This is a genomic window from Candidatus Similichlamydia epinepheli (genome assembly GCF_003056015.1).
In genome coordinates this window covers 1-17,233 of record NZ_PPEU01000002.1, presented here as the reverse complement: position 1 = coordinate 17,233, position 17,233 = coordinate 1, and the positions used below count along the sequence as shown (strand labels likewise).

Below are 17,233 nucleotides of genomic sequence, written 5' to 3'. Positions count from 1 at the left end.
ACATGGACTTTCTATGAATTCTTTACTGGAAAAGCTAACATTACAAGCTTTCTCATCTCCTCGCGAAGAGCTTTCAAGTAGACTTACAGAAATTTTGAAAACGGCACAAGAAATTGATCAGTTTCCTATTTTTTCTTCACGAACATCAGAACTAGCTTGGTCTTCTTGTTTCTCACTTATTTTCCAAGATTCTTCTTCGGCACTTCGCGTGTTGAGGCAATTTTCATCTCATATTGACCTTAACCGATCGGATAGTAAACTTTTTGGACCGACTCTTAACGAAATAATCAGGGAATCAACTCAGATCCTTCAAGATTCAAAACATCATCCGTGGGAAGAAATTGCAAAATGCGTAAGGTCTATCTTGCGAATTCGAGATATACCTTCACTTCCAATTGTAAGTCCTATTGGATCATTTACTGGTTGGATAACCCCTAAAAAATCTAGTGAACATTCTTTTTTATGGATAGACGAATGCACTATATCTAATCTTCAACACATCGACGGTTTCAGTAATCCTGTCCTAGTATTTCCTAAATCGACAACTCTTCTACATGCGTTCTCTATAGAAGGTAATTGGTTTCAAAAATGGTCAACTGGAGAAATATCTGTTCTTGTGCTCGACCACTCACTGCTACTGCAATGCGAAGCCCAAAAACTTACCTTTTCGGAAGGTGTCACTCAATCTTTGATTATTCCAAACAAAAGCACATTCTGGTTGTCTGACGGATCGTCCATTTTGGACAACCCAAAATTTAATTTAACTTATCCCGAGTCTCTAGAACAAGACGTTAAATATTTGCGGGATCGAGTAGAAGTTATTAGACAAAGACTACTGCAGGTTCTACACAAAAGCTTTCACCCATTGTTCGCAATGTTGGAATATAAACAACAAAACAATACGCATGAACATGACATATTTTGTACTTTATCGTTCTGTAACACGTTTTGGAATTGGAAAGATAAGAAAAGGCCATTAGAGATAACAAAGAAAATTCCGAGAGTTGTTCACATAATAGACGACCAGTCAGGAGATGAGATGCAACTTTTGCGTATTCTTCTTGAATATAGAAACAAAAATCAGAAATATGCGACAGCTGTGGCTTCTCTTGAGCTTTCTACCCTATGTTCAGGTAATATAAAAATCTCATCGCAAAAAAACACAACTTTCCTCTCTTTCCTTCAAAAAAACAAAATAGGATATGCAGTTGCAAATGCTAGTTTAAAATTAGAGGAATCAATTGAAGATGTACTGGATAGAGTCCTCAGGGTCTCTCCGGACCTAATAGTATTTCACAACCTCAATCCGATATCTCTTTCCATTGCCGAAAGAATCGAGGGTCCGAAGAAACTTTTGTTTATAAAATCAGTAGAAAAGGGAATGAGGCTCCCGTTTGACAAAATCATTTCTATCTTCGGCATAGAGGAAGGGCAAAATAGGATACTAATACCACCTCCACTTCAACAAAGGGAAAAAAGCTTCGAAAAAAGAGGGCAAGTTGAAACCTTTGGCCAACCATTACGTTTTCATTTTCTAGCGTCTACCTTCATTAACGAACCTCTGATTAGCTGCGGAACTTTTTTTGGAGAGTTTTTAAAAGATGTTTTAGAAAGGTGTCCAGGTCTCCATCTAGCAGTTTTTGGATCTCCATCTAAACACGAGCTAAATAGATTCTTTGACTCGAGACTATGGCAAGAAAGAGTACATTTTCCTCAAACCAAAAAAGAAAAATCAGACCTGTTAACTGCGACAAGCATATACTTAAATCCATTCCCAATTGGATCACAAGACGAGGCTATTCCATTCCTAATGAATGGGCAACCAATATTCCAGCTAAAATCCAAAAACTTTTGGCACACAAGAGAAGTGGCGGCTCAGTCACTAGGACAGGAAGAGACAATTTTCACTTCTACTGAAAAATATATTCAAAAAATTCAAGAAGTGTACGAAAGTCCTAGTAAACTTTTTAAAATCTCACAAAGGCAAGTTCTCAAAAGCTTCATAATTTACGAACCAGCTTGGTATACAATGCAAGTTGAGAGAGAGATAGAAGACCTGCTATCATTTAACTAGCCCTGAATCCATCCTTCTCTAGGCCCAAAAAGGCGTCGAATCTTGTTTGATCTCTTCTTTAAGCATGAGTGTGAAGAAGACGCCATTGATTCACGAATCATACTGTTTTTTTTAAAACAATCAAAAACAATCTTACGATGCTCATAAATCTTCTCCCAATCTTTATGAGAAAAATTCGATGGATTATCAATATAAAGACCAAACTCCTCAATTGTCATGCCATAATTGTTGCTGATTTCCTTAGATTTTTCACGCATGTTGGAGATCGCCTTACGTAGCTCATTCCAAATCTCTAGCGTTTTCTTTGTCTCAACGAGACAGATCTCTCCTGGTCTCTTTTGAGATTCAAATTTACCTTTAGACATTTCTTTTAATTCCCCACTTTATTGATCTTCAAAAGTTATATAAATATGAATAGCCAAATAATTTTTTTTATAGAAAGGTATCAAAACCAAGAAAGAAATTTTAATGGGATTCTTTTAGAATTAGACGCGACTTGTTACAATGTTTCTCTCTAGCACCCTTAGGGTTTGAGCGGAAGCCACTATGAACTACCTCGAAGAATTTCGTTCCAGGATCAAGGAAAACAACATATGGGATCTCATGCAACTGTGGGAGGAATACTGTTGCTGTGATGTGATTGACTCGGAGGAATTAAAGCAAATCCTTGCTTCGATCCAGCGATCTCCTCTTGAGCGAGAGTTCGGTCAATACATTGAAACTGCCCTGCCCCTTTGGTCACAGATCAAAGAGAAACAAGACAATAACGAAGCAGAAATTGCCAACTTGATATTTGACATTCAGTCGACGAATAGCGACGCGTTTGGTAGCCTTGCTATTAAAATTCTCTCCGAAAGATATGGGCAAGAGAGTGATTTTGAATCGAATCTTGGTATTGTTAATCTCAAGCCTATAAAAGACTTCCGTGGAGCTTTAAGAAATTTCGAGTTACTTAGGCATCTTCGAAAAGGGAATTTCGTTTATCACAAAGCAGGATGGGGTGTTGGAGAAATCTTAGATACCTCTTCAGTTTGCGAACAAGCTTCAATTGAGTTTGAAAATGTTTCTGGTGTCAAGCACGTAACTTTCGGAAATGCCTTTAGAACTCTTATCCCGATATCTAAAAATCATTTTCTTGCCAGAAGATTTGGAGACTCTGATGCATTTGAGAATGAAGCCAAGGCGAATCCTGTAGAAGTTATATATCTTCTTTTGAATGACCTTGGATCGAAAACAGCTCTCGGCATCAAAGATGAGCTATGTGAATTGATTATACCACAATCTAGCTGGAGCTCATGGTGGCAGAACGCAAGAAATAAGCTAAAAAGGGATGAGCGCATAGAATTTCCGTCTAATTCAAACGGACACTTTAAGATACGGGAACAGACAAAATCCAGAGAGGAGCTTCTATGGGAAAAGCTAGATGAGTCCGATGCCGTTGGTGTTATATCTGCGATTTATTCGTTCTCTCGTGATTTTCCCGACAAAGCCAACCAGACTCAAGTAAAAGGTGAGCTCATAAGTAGGCTAGAGAAGATTAGTGATGATTTGAGCCCTTCCACTAGATTCGAATTAATGATTCTTTTATGCGATCTGAAGGGCAGCACGTGTCAAGATGAGATAAAAAAATTTGTTTTAGAGACTGAAGATATACTGTCTTTCTTTTCTAAAATGTCTATTACTTCGTTTCGAAAAAGATTTTTAGTAGCCATTGCCGATCATCACAAAGATTGGCCAAAAATATTTTCTGAACTGTTTCTCAAGTTTCCTTCTAACAGTCACAGAGAATTTTTGCTTAAACAACTGACTTCGTCTGGAAATGTTAGTGCAGCCATAGAGTGTGTTCATTCTATGACCTCTGATCCTCAAAAGTTTCCTGAGGCTCTAGTATGGTTTTTCCAGAAGGCTGTAAGCGAACCTATATCTTTTTTAGACAAGGGCAAATTATGCAATCTCTTAGAGGCAATTTTAGTCCTTTTACATCAAATTGAAAATATATCGACTCATCGTGAAATAACCAGGAAGATTCATTCTGTTCTCACTAACAATCGTTATATGACGATTCGAAAGGTAATAGATCAAACTTCTATAGATTTCATGAAGGAGTTCCTTCTTCTGGTAAGCAAATGTCACACTTTTTCATCACATGATCTGCATATCATTCAATCGTTAGCTGAAGTAGTGCATCCAGAAATGAAGGAGTTTAAAAAATTATCTCAGAGTTCTCCGATCCAGGAAGATACCATCTGGACGACTGAAGCTGGGATGGAGCTTGTCAGAAAAAAAATCAACAAGCTCTACTCTGAAATATTAAAATCAGCTAACGAGATTGAGGATGCTCGAGCTCTAGGTGATCTGCGAGAGAACTCAGAGTTCAAATTTGCATTAGAAAGACGTGGACAACTTCAGAGTGAGCTTAGGTTTCTTTTAGATCAAGTTAAAAGGGCTAAAATAATAGCTCCTGATAGAATTTCAAAGGAAATCGTTCAAATTGGTTGTGAGGTTCATCTAACCCCTAGTTCAGATGGAAGCGATCCTATTTCTTATTCGGTATTAGGTCCATGGGATGCAGATGCAGATAAGTGCATAATTTCACACCAGTCAAAAATTGCACAAAAACTATTAGGCAAGCGAATTGGAGAGAGTGTTGAATTAAACGGACATCATTTCACTCTAAAATACATTTGTGTAGCAAAGGCCCTTACCTGATAGAAGGGTCCCCTCATGCGCTATCTAATAGATGGGCACAACTGGTTTTTTGCAACTACTAGTTTTTCACAAGGTGTTTTCCCTAAAGAGCATAGGCTGTTTCTTGAAAAGTTGAAACGTCTGCTGTCGAATGTGAATGGTGACTGTTTAATTGTCTTTGACGGTGGGAAACACAGTAACCAACTTTTACAAAGTCGTATCAATCGCATTCGGATAATTTACACAGGTAATCAACAAAGTGCAGATGAGCACATTTTAGAAATTCTGTCTTTTAGCAGTAAAGACGAACCTTCTATCCTTGTTTCTTCAGATTCAGATTTAGCGCAGGCAGCTAAAAGATTAGGAGCCAAGACAATTAAACCTCATGAATTTGAAGCTTGGATCCTCTCCAAAAAAAGAAAGGAAGAGAACAAAAAACATATAAAATGTGATCCTCTTGAGCAGAGATATTACATCAATATTTTCACAAAAAAGCTCCGAAAAATGAGAGAACATGAACCGGAGTAAAAGTTGGGTCTTTCAAACTTTATGAATGTTAAATCTTCTGATGTAAAAGTTGTGTCTAAGGAAATTTCGTTAGAGGAATTTCGAAAGGAATCCAATAAAAGTTGTGCATTTGCAGCTATTGTTAATGGTGATTTGGTTGGGATGGAAGGTCGTCTATTTCCCGGAGATGAAGTTCAGCTTCTTGATTTCTCTGATTCTCTTGGTAAGAAAGTTTTTTGGAAAACTTCCGCACACGTTTTGTCTCAAGCGGTTTTACGTCTTTGGCCAGGAGCAAAAGTAACAATTGTTGATTCTGTTGAAGAAGGATTTTTTTGCGATTTTGACTCTTTATCTATCTCAGAAAAAGACCTTCCTGCAATCGAAAAAGAAGCGAAAAAAATCTGTTCACAAAAGTCAAAGTGTCAGCGACTAACATATACATTTGATGAGGCTAAGAATCATTTGTCAGGTAATCCTTATAAACTAGAAATTTTGGATTGCCTTTCTGAAAATTCTTCAATCACATTCTATAAACATGGTGATTTTCTTGATCTTTGTAATGGGCCCCATTTACCAAATTTAGGTTTGATTGGTGCCATACATTTTGAAAAAGTCTCTGGTGCTTATTGGAAAGGAGATTCCTCTCGCACCATGTTGACACGGGTCTACGGAATTTCATTTCCTGATCAAGCAAGTTTAGAATCTCATAAAAAAATTCAAGAAGAGAGATTGAAGAGAGACCACAAAGTTATAGGACCACAGCTTCAAATTTTTCTTATGCGCGAGGAAGCACCTGGTATTCCATTCATACTTCCTAAGGGAATGTGGATATGGGATAGACTTGTTGAACATATTCAACATTGTCAATCAAGTCTTGGTTACCAACAAATTCGCACACCCCTATTACTTGATCAATCTCTCTGGAAACGATCAGGTCATTGGTCTAATTACAAAGAAAACATGTATTTAACAAAAATTGATTCAAGAACATTTGCTGTAAAGCCAATGAGTTGCCCTGGTGCTATCATTTTCTTCTCTTCCCAAATTAGAAGCTACAAGCAGCTCCCATTTAGGGTTTTTGAGATTGGTCATGTTCATAGATATGAGGCTTCTGGTGCTCTTTCTGGTTTGATGCGTGCTCGCGGCTTTCATCAAGACGATGCTCATATTTTCCTTACTTTAGATATGGTACACAAAGAAGTTTCTGAGTTACTTGCTTTGATTAGAAAGGTCTATTCTCCTTTTTCTCTATCTTACCACTTTGAACTTTCGACCAGACCCAAGGGAGATAATGTTTTAGGAACTGATGAGGAATGGGATATTTCTACTAAAGCTTTAGAAAAGGCTTTAGATGGAGAGTCATTTGTTCTTAATCCTGGAGATGGTGCTTTTTATGGGCCTAAAATTGATGTACATATTCGTGATGCTCTGTGTAGAACTTGGCAGTGTGCGACTATTCAACTTGACTTATTCCAAGGGAAGAATTTTGGCCTGGAATATGTTGATAAGGATGGAGTTCGCAAAACTCCGGTTATTTTACATAGAGCAATTTATGGTTCAATTGAGAGATTTTTAGGCATTTTAATAGAGCATTTTGGTGGACGTTTTCCTTTTTGGATAAATCCAAATCAAATCGCGATTCTTCCAATCAGTTCTAAACATTTTGAACGATGTTTGGAATTGAAAGAGATATTTGATAAGGAAGGATTCCTTTGTGAGCTATTCTTCGAGGATGAAACTCTTCCTAAGAGAATTCGTAAAGCTGAGATGTGCAAATTTTGTTATATCGTTTTGATTGGTGACCGTGAGATCGACAGCGGATCTCTTTCCGTTCGTGACTATAAACAACAAACTTCTGTCTATTTTTTAGATGAGTTAATTTCTATTCTCCATGAGGAGATAAAGAGTAAATCGGACAAGCGCATGAGGTAGGAAATATTCATGCAAAAAAAACGAATCATGGCCATTACTAGTTTCAAAGGTGGAACTGCAAAGACTTCTACAGTTTTACATTTAGGTGCTGGATTAGCCGCCTTCTTTCGAAAAAAAGTTTTGGTTATTGATTTTGATGCACAAGCTAACTTGACTAGTGGACTAGGGTTTGATGCAGACGAAGTTGATAGTTTGGCTACTGTTTTTCGTTCTGAAAAAGATCTTCATGAGGTGATCCTTTCCACAGAAATACCTGGCCTTTCGTTAATTCCCGCAGATTCTTGGCTAGAACGCATTGAACTTACTGGTGCTCTTGCAACTGACAGGTATTCTCATGAGCGACTTAAGCAACTTCTTCAAGAGATAAATTATGATTGGATATTAATTGACACTCCACCCTCTTTGTGTTGGTTAACCGAATCATCTTTAATTGCAGCTAACTATGCACTTGTTTGTGCTACACCTGAATTTTACTCTATCAAGGGACTCGAACGTCTTTCCACGTTTCTAACTACAGTAGGCAAGAGGCATGCTCTTTCTATAGCTGGTGTAACTCTTTCCTTTTGGAATCCTAGGGGGAAAAATAATGCGCCATTTCTTGAGATTATCGAGAAACATTTCCCTGGTAAGCTTCTTAAAACTAAAATTAGAAAGGACGCTGCAATTGGTGAAGCTTGTATTCAAGGCAAGCCAGTCTTTATGACCGATCCTAAAAGTCGAGCTTCTAAAGATTTTGCTGATTTAACAGCTGAACTTGTTGCTAAATTGGAGGGTCCAAATAAATGTCAAACTTAAAAGATCATCTTATTCGTAGGTTGACCCGTAAGAAGGACAGCCAAAAGAAAATGGAAGCATTAGCAGACCAGGCTGCTCATGGTGATAGAAGTAGTTTTAGCGGAATATTTCAAGTTGAGCCACCGTCATTCCAGATGGTGCTAGAATTTAAGGATTTTTTAACACAATCTCAAGACCAGCCAATCACAAATGATGCAATTGAATTAGACGCACAGGCCCTTTCACAAATTGTTCAAGAAGTTAAAGCTATCTCTGGACAGGCTATTCTTCTACACGGTGAACGCATAAAAAAAGCGCAAACCATAATGAAAAAATATCAAGAAGGAACATTTACTCAATGGCTTATCAGGGCGTATGGGAATCGTCAAACTCCATACAACTTGTTACAATATTACGATTTTTTTCAATCAGTTCCAAAAGAACACCGTAATTTGATTGAGAGGGCACCCAAGCAAGCGATTTACTGTTTAGCTAGTCGTCAGGGAAAAATTGAGGAAAAAATTAAAATTCTCCAGGAATTACATAATTATTCAAAAAAAGAGTTTTTAGATGTAGTTAGGGAGCTTTTTCCACTTGGTCAAGACGATAGAAGAAGGGGTTCTAACCCCATTATTCGCCTTTTGAAAGAAGTAGATCTACGTATAAAAAACAGGCTAAATAAAATGAAAAGAGATGACCTATACAAGGCGCTCAAACTTGCGCAAGACATTGAACAGCAACTACTAGAAATAGTTAGCAACAAGTCCCAAGCAATTTCTAATGAACCCGAATGGGTTTCAGACCAAGAAAAATCTGGGTGAGTGGATTTGAACCACCGACCTCTTGCACCCCATGCAAGCGCGCTACCAAGCTACGCCACACCCAGAAAAAGAAAGTAAGATAGCACAGGTGGACTCAGAAGAAAAAGGTAGACCTCAAACGTCTTGACATTGGAGAAAAAAATGAACACTTCAAAAGAAAAGATGTCTCTGTCCTTGCTTGGTCAAGTTGCAAGTGGATTAGTACAAGGCATTATCACACTGTTTAGACATAGGAACAAGGCTTCCGTCTTAATTGTCCCCATGGGCAGTTTAACATATCTTTTTTGCAAAAGTGGTAAGCACAGTCTGATTATGTCGATAGATAAAAATCGAATGAAATTGTTGGAATCGGATTCTAATCTTCTTGGGCCTCTACTAGAAAAAGATTTACGTTCATGGATTGTATGGCTTGATAATGAGTTTGATCTTTGCGTGGTAATGGGATGCCCTGATCAGATTATGATAGTGAGAGGCCTCAAATGCGAGCTGATACAAAAATTTGCTATTCATCGTGTTCTTCCTTTTAAACTTGAACAGCAGCTTCCTATGGATTTAAATAAGCTTGCTATTGGGTATTGGATTCAAGAAATAAAAGAAAATAGTAGTTGGACAACTGTTCACGTATGCTCTCTAGATAACTTTCAATCTCTTTTTGAAGTTCATAGTAACCTTTTAGGACAATCAATTGATTTATGCTACCCTCAATCTCTTCTTTTATTTCTAGCTTTGAATGAGGAAAGATCTGACAGTTTTCTTTTTTTAGATCAAATTGAAAACGTGTTGTTGGCTTTTTTTTCCCATGAAGGAAAATTACTCGCTTCAAAAGCAATTTCAACTGATCAAGGTGACATTAAAACTCTTGTAAAACACTTTGAAAAAGTAGCTAAGGATTACGGAGTTGAAGCTATTACCATTTTTGTTTTTGATATAAAACGTGACTGGGAAATTCCAGATATGTGGAACGTAGAGGTATTACCTAGAGATAGAAACGATTATTTACTTAAAAGTTTATCGCTTTTAGATGACCCAACCATACCGTCTATCTCTTTCAACTTGATATCTGGGACATATCCAGATTTGATAACTAGAGTTAAAAGAAGATGGATGCACACGGTTTTTGCCTCTGTTTTGTCATTCTCTTTTTTGATTTCGTCTGTGTTGTTTTGTTGGTCATCAAAAAATAAATTAGAAGCCAAAGATCTTTATCATCATCTTCAGAAAAAACTTGAATCTTGCTCTGTGGACGGTCTTACACAATCTCCACATTCTCTGGAAGAAGCTTACGATTATGTTCTTGACCTTCTCACAAAAAAGAAAAATCAATCATTTGAATATGAATTTTTCTCCTATCCATCTTTGGATAAAATGATAGGTTTTCTGTGTCTTGAGTCTTATCCTTTTAGAGACGTGAAACAAAAGCCACTCGTGAGATTGAAGAAAGTCCACTATTCCGTCAGGGATAAAGATAATCCCACTCTTCATTTTTCTTTTTGTGCAAAGTCTGAGAATGATATCGAACTTTTTAAGCGACAGGTGCAATCATCTATACCAGATCACTCTTTTTCATCTCTTAGGTGGGATATTCAGGAATTAGAGGGAACATGCGAATGCCTTCTAATCAATCAATCGAGCTGATGAGGTATTAATGAAGCAGAAAAGTTTGATTTTTTTTCTAATTTTAGCTCTTACATCTGCTATTCCGACTGCTTTATGTTTAAAGTTTGTATATGATTCAAAACAAGCCAGTGATCTTTCAAATGTTTGTAGGCAGGCTTTAAGGGATCTGTCTTGTAGTGATACATCTTTACATAGCAATAATGAAGTTACTACGCATTGGGTCAAGGAGAACATTCTTCCATTGATTGATAGATCAAAAAATAAAAATGTAGGGATGATATTTAAGAAGGAACAGGCAAAAGAGTTTTTTGATGATTCTTCTTATATGATATACACTTTACGCGAGCCTGTTGAATTACGTTATTCTGATCTTCCTCTTTTAATCAAGCGCATCACTCCACACGGCGGAGATGATCCGTCTCTTTTTCTTATTTCATTTGCACTTGAAAATGAAATTCAGAATGGTTTGAGCGCGCGGATTGAAATGTTGCAGTTCATTGTTAAGGAAATATCTTGATTCGTCGATTAATATCCTACAGCCTTCCAATTATATGGTTTTTTTGTTCTGGATGTTCTTTTCATAAAAAGAAGTCTCTTTTAAGAAGTGTGCAAGTTGTAGATTATAATGGGATTGCGCAAACAATTTCAGATCCAAAAAGACTTATAGTTTTTGAATCAAAGGATCCTTTCGAGTCTCACGAGTACCGTCAAGTTGCTCGTCACTATAGGAGAACAAAAAAGGGAGATCTTTTTTCTATTCTTACTAGTTACTATCCTAATTCTTCGATTTTCCAATATTTAGAAGTTAGAAACGGTAGGGCTTACGGGCGTTATAAAGAGTGGCATCCAAATGGAATGATACATCTGGATTGTCATGTTTTGGGTGGAATTCCAGAGTTGCGCTCAGAGTTTCAAGAATCGTGGGAATTTGATGACATTTGCCAGTCTTGGGATGAACACGGAAATTTGGAGGCGCGGATTCCCTATATTAAGGGTGTTAGAGAAGGCGAATCAATTTCTTATTATCCGAATGGTTGCATACAGCAAATAATTCCATTTAAGAACGATTTGATGCACGGAACTAAGAGAACGTATACTTTGAGTTCTGAACTATCAGAGGAAGCAACATACGAAGAAGGTTTACTGAACGGGAAGTCTTTTTTCTATTCAATTGATGGTGCGCTTTTAGTAGAGGAATTTTTCGATCGTGGTCTTCTGGTAGAGGCTTCTTACTTTGATTTAGATGGTATACTAGTTGGTTCCGTTGTAAATGGAAATGGACTTAGGATTGTTTTTGAAGATTGTCACATAGTTGAAAAACAAGAATTTGTAGACGGTGTTCAGGATGGCAAGATTTTTTTCTTTAATGAGAGAGGTCACTTAGTTCGATTAGCTACTTATAAAGATGGGCTTTTGCATGGTGAAGACGAGCATTTTTTTACACCTCAGGTAGGAGATCAGCCTGATCCTCCAATTCGAAAGTCTAGAATCCAATGGTACCGTGATGAAATTCGTGGCGAAGTAGAACATTGGTACAGAAATGGTTCTCTTTTCTCTTCAGGAACAATTCTGGACGGAGAAAAAGACGGAGCATTCAATTGTTACTATCCCAATGGTTCTATATCTCTTTTAGAGGAATACGAAAAAGGTGTCCTAAAGAACGGTCGTTATTTCCGTATGAAGGATAGAATGTTAGTTTCATCTGTTGAAAATGGCGATGGAACTGTCACCTTGTTTGATGAGAATGGAGTCTTACAAAATAGAATTAATTACAAAGGCGGTCATCCTGTTATTGAAGAAGAAAGCGACAACATGAACAATCCTTGATTATTTCACATATTAGTGAAATTAAAGGAGGATTTTTTGCGTGTCAGATCATGAAGAAAAAAGAAAAGCCCTCGAGTTGGCCATTCTCCAGATAAAGAAACAGGTTGGAGAAGGGGCTATTATGAGTCTCGGGGAACACGGTGAGAATAGATCCTTTGAAATTATTCAAACAGGCTCTTTATCTCTCGATGCTGCCCTTGGAATAGGTGGATTTCCAAAAGGTAGAATTGTAGAAATTTACGGACCTGAGTCTTCAGGTAAATCTACTTTAGCACTTCACGCTGTAGCTAATTCGCAACGTGCTGGTGGGTTAGCTGTATACATAGATGTCGAGCATGCATTAGATCCTTCTTACGCAAAAAGGATTGGTGTTGATATTGAAAAGCTAATGATTTCTCAACCTGATTCTGGAGAAGAAGCTTTAAACATAGTAGAGATACTTGTTCGTTCGAATGCTATTGATATTATAGTTATAGATTCTGTTGCGGCTCTTGTTCCAAAGAGTGAATTAGAGGGAGAAGTTGGTGATTCTTTCATGGGGTTACAGGCCAGGATGATGTCTCAGGCTTTAAGAAAGTTGACTTCATCTATTGCTAGATCAAACACTTGTGCCATTTTCATCAACCAGATTCGAGAAAAGATTGGAATTGTATTTGGCAGTCCTGAAGTCACTACTGGTGGTCGTGCTTTAAAGTTTTACAGTTCTGTTCGAGTTGACATAAGGAGGATATCTTCACTGAAGGGGCAGGATAACTTAGAGTATGGGATTAGAGTAAAGGCAAAGATCACTAAAAATAAAATGTCTCCTCCTTTTCGTACAGCTGAGTTTGACATCTTGTTTAACGAAGGAATTTCGGCAGCTGGATCAGTTATAGAAATGGCTCTTGGATTGGGGATAATCGAAAAAAAAGGCTCTTGGCTAAGCTACAATGGTAATAAGTTGGGACAGGGAAAGGAACAATCTAGGGAAGAGTTGAAAAAAAATGATTCCCTTCTCACAGAAATTGAACGTTTAGTTATTTCAAAAATGACAGGCAAGTCAGAACCAGTGCTTGCAAGTTAGTGGTAATTTCCTCAGGAGGAAGTTTACATGTCAGAAGAAGAATCAATGGAAGATGAATTTCTTCCCGCAGAAGAGTCAATAAAAGACGAACCTCTTTCAATGAAGACGAGTGCCGACCTAGATAGAGACAGGCGGGAAACGATAAACGAAGGAATCAAGTCGTGTTTAGAGATTCTTGAGTCGCAGAATCATGTTTTGAAATGGTCAGAAGGTAAGATGAAAGAAGTAGATAAACTTTCTGAAGATGAGCAAGAGAAATTAGAATTTTTACTTTCATCATCAAAAAGAAATATTGAATCTCTCCAATCACAAATAAAACAATTACGTGAAGCACTTGCCCTTTTTGAAGATACACAATCAGAACAATAGAACTACATCAAATATAATTATTGATATTCAACTGCTTAACAAGTCTTTAATTTGACAACCGATATCAATTAGCAGAGTTTTTCTATCTAAGCTTTTCGTTCTTTGATCATTTTATTAATTTTCCAGTCTACAACAAAAAACGTAAATTAAGCCCTTTTTAGGGCCTATTTTTGACAACCCATACTTAGCCACCAGTAGACTATAACAAGCGCGCTACAGGCAATTTAAACGCTGTTTTTCGCCATGTTTAGAATCGAAAGATGATGTCCGCCTCCATTCTATTGGCGGACAGTTGTTCTCTTTTAGGAAATCATTTACTCGGCTAAACGGCCTACTCCCCAAGAAACCAGAATGAGCAGAAAGCGGAGAAGGATGAGCCGATTTTAAAAGAAAACGACGTCCGCCAGGTATTTTCTCTTCATAACCGATTAGGCGCTCTGCAGCCGATTTACCCCACAGTATGAATGCCATGGGTTGCTCTCGTGACCATAAGACTTCTAGTGTATCTTGAATGAATTCTTCCCAACCAATACCTCTATGGGATAGAGGCTTACCTGCACTCACTGACAAGATGCTGTTTAATAGAAGAACTCCCTGTTTAGCCCATCCATCTAGAGATCCGGATTTATTCTCACAACCCCCAACGTCTGAAGCTAGTTCTTTGAAAATGTTTCGCAAAGACGGAGGAAGAGCAACTCCATCAGGTACGCTAAAGCAAAGTCCATCAGCCTGATTTGGTCCGTGATAAGGATCTTGACCAAGTATAACGACACGAACCTCGTCTAGTGGCGTCTCTCTGAACGCTCTGAATATATTTTTAGAATGTGGGTAGAAAAAACGACCCTCGTCTCTCTCATTTTTCAGAAACGAAATCAAATTTTTAAAGTGTGATGTTTTTTTCACATACTCGAAAAGAACGCTCCAGCTCTTGTCGACAAAGATCATTTGTACTTCTTTCTCCTGGTGACCCGAACTAGTGTATCCGGTTCAAACTCTAATTTTTGCAATTAACCGGTTCGTTAGCAGTGTACGTCTGGGCATCTCAGACATTATGGAAAAATACCGGAGTCGACATGTTAGGGTAATCGTATAATTCTAAGCATTACAAAGAAGAATACTTATAGTGTATTCTTCTTCTTCTAACACTTGAACTTGTTCATAACTTGACAGTTTACCTAGAGAAATGGCTATTTTTTGTTGTTCATAACTTGTTCATAACTTGTTCATAACTCAAACAAATGGGGTCAAGTTGTGAACAGTGGTGGTCAAGTTATGAACAATATGAGGTTAGTTATGAACAATATGGGGTGAGTTATGAACAATTTGACTTAGTGAAATTAAGTAGATTTTTTTAAGCTATGTTTTCTAACTAGTCATGTTGTGGTACACATGGGAGTTTTTTGGGGTGATGCTCTTACTTCGTTTCGTATGCAAGAAACGAGTGGGAGAGATGTCCGTTTGTATAGTTGTTTGAGCCAAAATATTTTTTGCTGTCGACTTTTAGCTTTTGATTTGCTTTCTTTCAACGGGGAGATAGATCTTAGGAAGTGTCTGGATTCAATTAGATTTTTGGAAGAAAACATTTCTTATCCTTGGACTGGTTCTGAACAATGGATAAGAATGAATAGCCAGATCGGAAGAGTTCTTCGATGGCTTTTGGTACCTGATATTTTACAAATTTTTTATTCCATAGGTCCGTCTTGCAAGGACCCAAAGATTGCTCGTGTTGTATTAGAAACTTGTTTCGACACTAACAATTTTTCTGAAAACATTCCTTCACCGTCTTTGTATCAGATCAGATTTGCTGTACTGGTGTCATGGATGTCATATTTTGGCCCTGGGTTGTCTAGGGGTCAATTTTCGGTTCCTCTTCTTCGTTTTCATGAAAAGTGCCCGAAGTTATTTCTTTTTGATTTAAAAAATTTGATTGAGAACGGATTTGTTCGTCGTATGGTAGACGGACAAGCAATGATTCAAGAATTCAATATAGACAATATATCTGCCATTCTTCGTCGCAAAATCAAGTACAGTCATGAGATGAGTTACCTGACGCCACTAGTGGTTGCTCTTTCTATGTCTGGTGTTTTTCGTGAACACGATCCAATAGCTATTAGAGATTGTTTTGAAAAGCATGTTTTTGATTGGGCTCATGATAGGCGTTGGTCATTTAATGAAATAATTAGGAAGGTCCTGGTTAAGATATACGGACTTTCTGATGAGATTGTGAACAGCTTGCCTTCTTGGCCTAAGGGACTGGTCCCAAAGGATTCATCAATTGTTTTCCCTTCAGAGAGGCTTTTCTGGGAAGCTAGGCTTGTGCTTGATCATGAAAAATTATCACAGTCTCTTTTTAGGCGTCTTTGCCAGTCTGATTTGCTATTTGTTTGGAGAGATACAATCATATCGTTAGTAACGAAACAGAAAGATCTGTGTCATCGTTATTTGGAAACTGGGTTAGGAATTTGTAATCCTGATGGTGTTTTTTCTGGTTTTGATTTGTGGACTAAAGAACGTCTTGAGAGACTATCTGAAGAAGAAAAAACCCTTACCAATAAGGCAAGGTTATTAGAGGAACATTGTCAGGAAATTTATTCAAGATCCACAAGAGTAAATGATAGAGCTGCCCAGTGGATGAAGGCAGAACTTGCATCTCTATCTTGGGAGAAGGATGGCTATATTAAACATAGAGAAGATGTCCTCTTAAGAATGAATAGGTTGGAGTCTTTTTGCAAACTCTTACCTAATATGTTTTTGAAAATGCTGACAAAGTTTTTCTTCTTAGAGAGTTTGGACCTGGATGATGATCAGTTGGAATTTTCTGATTCTTCAAAGTTACATATAAAGTTTTGCTTAAAAGGCTATTTGCGCTCCTCTCCACAGCTAATTACTGGTTGGGATCTTTTTTGTGAGGTGCTTAAAGAATGTCTTCAGTTTTGCAAGCAAGAAATTGTTTCGATTGAATCTAATAGGTTAGGTCAAGTCGAAGATTTGGATCTAAACAATCTAATTTTTAATTTGTTTAAAGGTGGTTCTATAATAAGCGGATGTGAGACTCGTTTTGCTTCATTTTTGTTTGATGGTGGATCTGTATGTCCGTTGAAAGGACCTTGGGAAATCTCTTCTAGTACATCATTTGAGAGGTGTTGCCAGGTTATATTTCAGGGAAGGGGACTGGAGAAAAAGCACGTCGTATCTCTATGTGAGGAAGTGGACGATTTTTGGGTTTTTCTTATGGATAGCGTTGAGAGGTGTGGAACATTTTTTTTTGAACAGTGTTCCAACAACGAAGAGGAATCTCTTTTACTCAGCTCCAATAGGTCTATTTTCTTGTTTAGACCTGGTGTAAGAAGGTTTTTTAAGGGACTTGTTTCTGATCTTTACCCATACACTTGGATTAGAGATTCATTTTTAAATCCTTCCAGAGAGGCGTATTTTGTAAAGTTAGACCAAGATCTACAAAGTAAGTTGATTGAGGACTTCTTGAGTCAAAAAAAACTATTAAAAGAAATAACTTCGGGCACTTTTCATGAAAACGAAGAAGAGGAACCGAAAATTGACCCC

General features: G+C 37.5%; 14 protein-coding genes and 1 tRNA gene. 12 read left to right on the top strand and 3 right to left on the bottom strand.

Annotated elements, in window-relative coordinates; all coding sequences use genetic code 11:
* Positions 1 to 13 precede the first annotated feature (13 nt).
* Positions 14 to 2,074, top strand: a complete 2,061-nt coding sequence (locus tag GCCT14_RS00225; RefSeq protein ID WP_108623696.1) for a hypothetical protein — start codon at positions 14 to 16, stop codon at positions 2,072 to 2,074.
* Here GCCT14_RS00225 and GCCT14_RS00220 read toward each other — a convergent pair.
* The gene (locus tag GCCT14_RS00220) at positions 2,071 to 2,439 is read right to left on the bottom strand and encodes a hypothetical protein (protein WP_108623695.1); all 369 of its coding nucleotides are present in this window, start codon (positions 2,437 to 2,439) and stop codon (positions 2,071 to 2,073) included. The two genes, GCCT14_RS00225 and GCCT14_RS00220, sit on opposite strands and share 4 nt — an antisense overlap.
* A 181-nt stretch (positions 2,440 to 2,620) precedes the next feature.
* Between GCCT14_RS00220 and GCCT14_RS00215 the strand changes: the two genes are divergently transcribed.
* The 5 genes from GCCT14_RS00215 to GCCT14_RS00195 are packed head-to-tail and all read left to right on the top strand — an operon-like array spanning position 2,621 to position 8,796.
* Positions 2,621 to 4,783, top strand: coding sequence for a GreA/GreB family elongation factor (locus GCCT14_RS00215; protein ID WP_108623694.1), 2,163 nt, complete (start codon positions 2,621 to 2,623; stop codon positions 4,781 to 4,783).
* Positions 4,784 to 4,798: 15 nt separating this feature from the next.
* Positions 4,799 to 5,290, top strand: a complete 492-nt coding sequence (locus GCCT14_RS00210) for an NYN domain-containing protein (RefSeq protein ID WP_108623693.1) — start codon at positions 4,799 to 4,801, stop codon at positions 5,288 to 5,290.
* Between the two features lie 51 nt (positions 5,291 to 5,341).
* Positions 5,342 to 7,201, top strand: a complete 1,860-nt coding sequence (gene thrS, locus GCCT14_RS00205; protein WP_157952395.1) for a threonine--tRNA ligase — start codon at positions 5,342 to 5,344, stop codon at positions 7,199 to 7,201.
* A gap of 9 nt (positions 7,202 to 7,210) precedes the next feature.
* Positions 7,211 to 7,996 (top strand): ParA family protein, encoded by a 786-nt coding sequence (locus tag GCCT14_RS00200; RefSeq protein WP_108623691.1) that lies wholly within the window; start codon positions 7,211 to 7,213, stop codon positions 7,994 to 7,996.
* Positions 7,984 to 8,796: a CT583 family protein gene (locus tag GCCT14_RS00195; RefSeq protein WP_108623690.1), complete on the top strand. Its 813-nt coding sequence runs from the start codon at positions 7,984 to 7,986 to the stop codon at positions 8,794 to 8,796. Before GCCT14_RS00200 ends, GCCT14_RS00195 begins: the two co-directional genes overlap by 13 nt.
* Here GCCT14_RS00195 and GCCT14_RS00190 read toward each other — a convergent pair.
* A tRNA-Pro gene (locus GCCT14_RS00190) sits at positions 8,788 to 8,861 on the bottom strand. The two genes, GCCT14_RS00195 and GCCT14_RS00190, sit on opposite strands and share 9 nt — an antisense overlap.
* A 76-nt stretch (positions 8,862 to 8,937) precedes the next feature.
* Between GCCT14_RS00190 and GCCT14_RS00185 the strand changes: the two genes are divergently transcribed.
* From GCCT14_RS00185 to GCCT14_RS00165, 5 genes are read left to right on the top strand one after another with little or no spacing between them, the layout of a single operon-like run.
* Positions 8,938 to 10,431, top strand: coding sequence for a hypothetical protein (locus tag GCCT14_RS00185; RefSeq protein WP_157952394.1), 1,494 nt, complete (start codon positions 8,938 to 8,940; stop codon positions 10,429 to 10,431).
* 10 nt (positions 10,432 to 10,441) lie between these two features.
* Positions 10,442 to 10,930 (top strand): hypothetical protein, encoded by a 489-nt coding sequence (locus GCCT14_RS00180; RefSeq protein WP_108623688.1) that lies wholly within the window; start codon positions 10,442 to 10,444, stop codon positions 10,928 to 10,930.
* Positions 10,927 to 12,240, top strand: a complete 1,314-nt coding sequence (locus tag GCCT14_RS00175; protein WP_108623687.1) for a toxin-antitoxin system YwqK family antitoxin — start codon at positions 10,927 to 10,929, stop codon at positions 12,238 to 12,240. Before GCCT14_RS00180 ends, GCCT14_RS00175 begins: the two co-directional genes overlap by 4 nt.
* Positions 12,241 to 12,280: 40 nt before the next feature.
* Positions 12,281 to 13,303 (top strand): recombinase RecA, encoded by a 1,023-nt coding sequence (gene recA, locus GCCT14_RS00170; protein ID WP_108623686.1) that lies wholly within the window; start codon positions 12,281 to 12,283, stop codon positions 13,301 to 13,303.
* Positions 13,304 to 13,330: 27 nt separating this feature from the next.
* On the top strand, positions 13,331 to 13,672 hold the full coding sequence (locus GCCT14_RS00165; protein ID WP_108623685.1) for a hypothetical protein: 342 nt from the start codon (positions 13,331 to 13,333) through the stop codon (positions 13,670 to 13,672).
* A 213-nt stretch (positions 13,673 to 13,885) separates the two neighbouring features.
* Here GCCT14_RS00165 and GCCT14_RS00160 read toward each other — a convergent pair whose 3' ends face one another.
* Positions 13,886 to 14,617, bottom strand: a complete 732-nt coding sequence (locus tag GCCT14_RS00160) for a uracil-DNA glycosylase (RefSeq protein WP_108623684.1) — start codon at positions 14,615 to 14,617, stop codon at positions 13,886 to 13,888.
* 444 nt (positions 14,618 to 15,061) lie between these two features.
* On the opposite strand from GCCT14_RS00160, the gene GCCT14_RS00155 reads away from it, so the two are divergent.
* A partial coding sequence (locus GCCT14_RS00155) for a hypothetical protein (RefSeq protein ID WP_157952393.1) occupies positions 15,062 to 17,233 on the top strand: 2,172 nt, incomplete at its 3' end.

What these genes read in the sequence shown, in the direction of transcription:
- GCCT14_RS00225 (WP_108623696.1), top strand. Translation starts at nt 14, where the DNA reads ATGAATTCTTTACTGGAAAAGCTAACATTACAAGCTTTCTCATCTCCT.
- GCCT14_RS00220 (WP_108623695.1), bottom strand. Translation starts at nt 2,439, where the DNA reads ATGTCTAAAGGTAAATTTGAATCTCAAAAGAGACCAGGAGAGATCTGT.
- GCCT14_RS00215 (WP_108623694.1), top strand. Translation starts at nt 2,621, where the DNA reads ATGAACTACCTCGAAGAATTTCGTTCCAGGATCAAGGAAAACAACATA.
- GCCT14_RS00210 (WP_108623693.1), top strand. Translation starts at nt 4,799, where the DNA reads ATGCGCTATCTAATAGATGGGCACAACTGGTTTTTTGCAACTACTAGT.
- GCCT14_RS00200 (WP_108623691.1), top strand. Translation starts at nt 7,211, where the DNA reads ATGCAAAAAAAACGAATCATGGCCATTACTAGTTTCAAAGGTGGAACT.
- GCCT14_RS00195 (WP_108623690.1), top strand. Translation starts at nt 7,984, where the DNA reads ATGTCAAACTTAAAAGATCATCTTATTCGTAGGTTGACCCGTAAGAAG.
- GCCT14_RS00185 (WP_157952394.1), top strand. Translation starts at nt 8,938, where the DNA reads ATGAACACTTCAAAAGAAAAGATGTCTCTGTCCTTGCTTGGTCAAGTT.
- GCCT14_RS00180 (WP_108623688.1), top strand. Translation starts at nt 10,442, where the DNA reads ATGAAGCAGAAAAGTTTGATTTTTTTTCTAATTTTAGCTCTTACATCT.
- GCCT14_RS00165 (WP_108623685.1), top strand. Translation starts at nt 13,331, where the DNA reads ATGTCAGAAGAAGAATCAATGGAAGATGAATTTCTTCCCGCAGAAGAG.
- GCCT14_RS00160 (WP_108623684.1), bottom strand. Translation starts at nt 14,617, where the DNA reads ATGATCTTTGTCGACAAGAGCTGGAGCGTTCTTTTCGAGTATGTGAAA.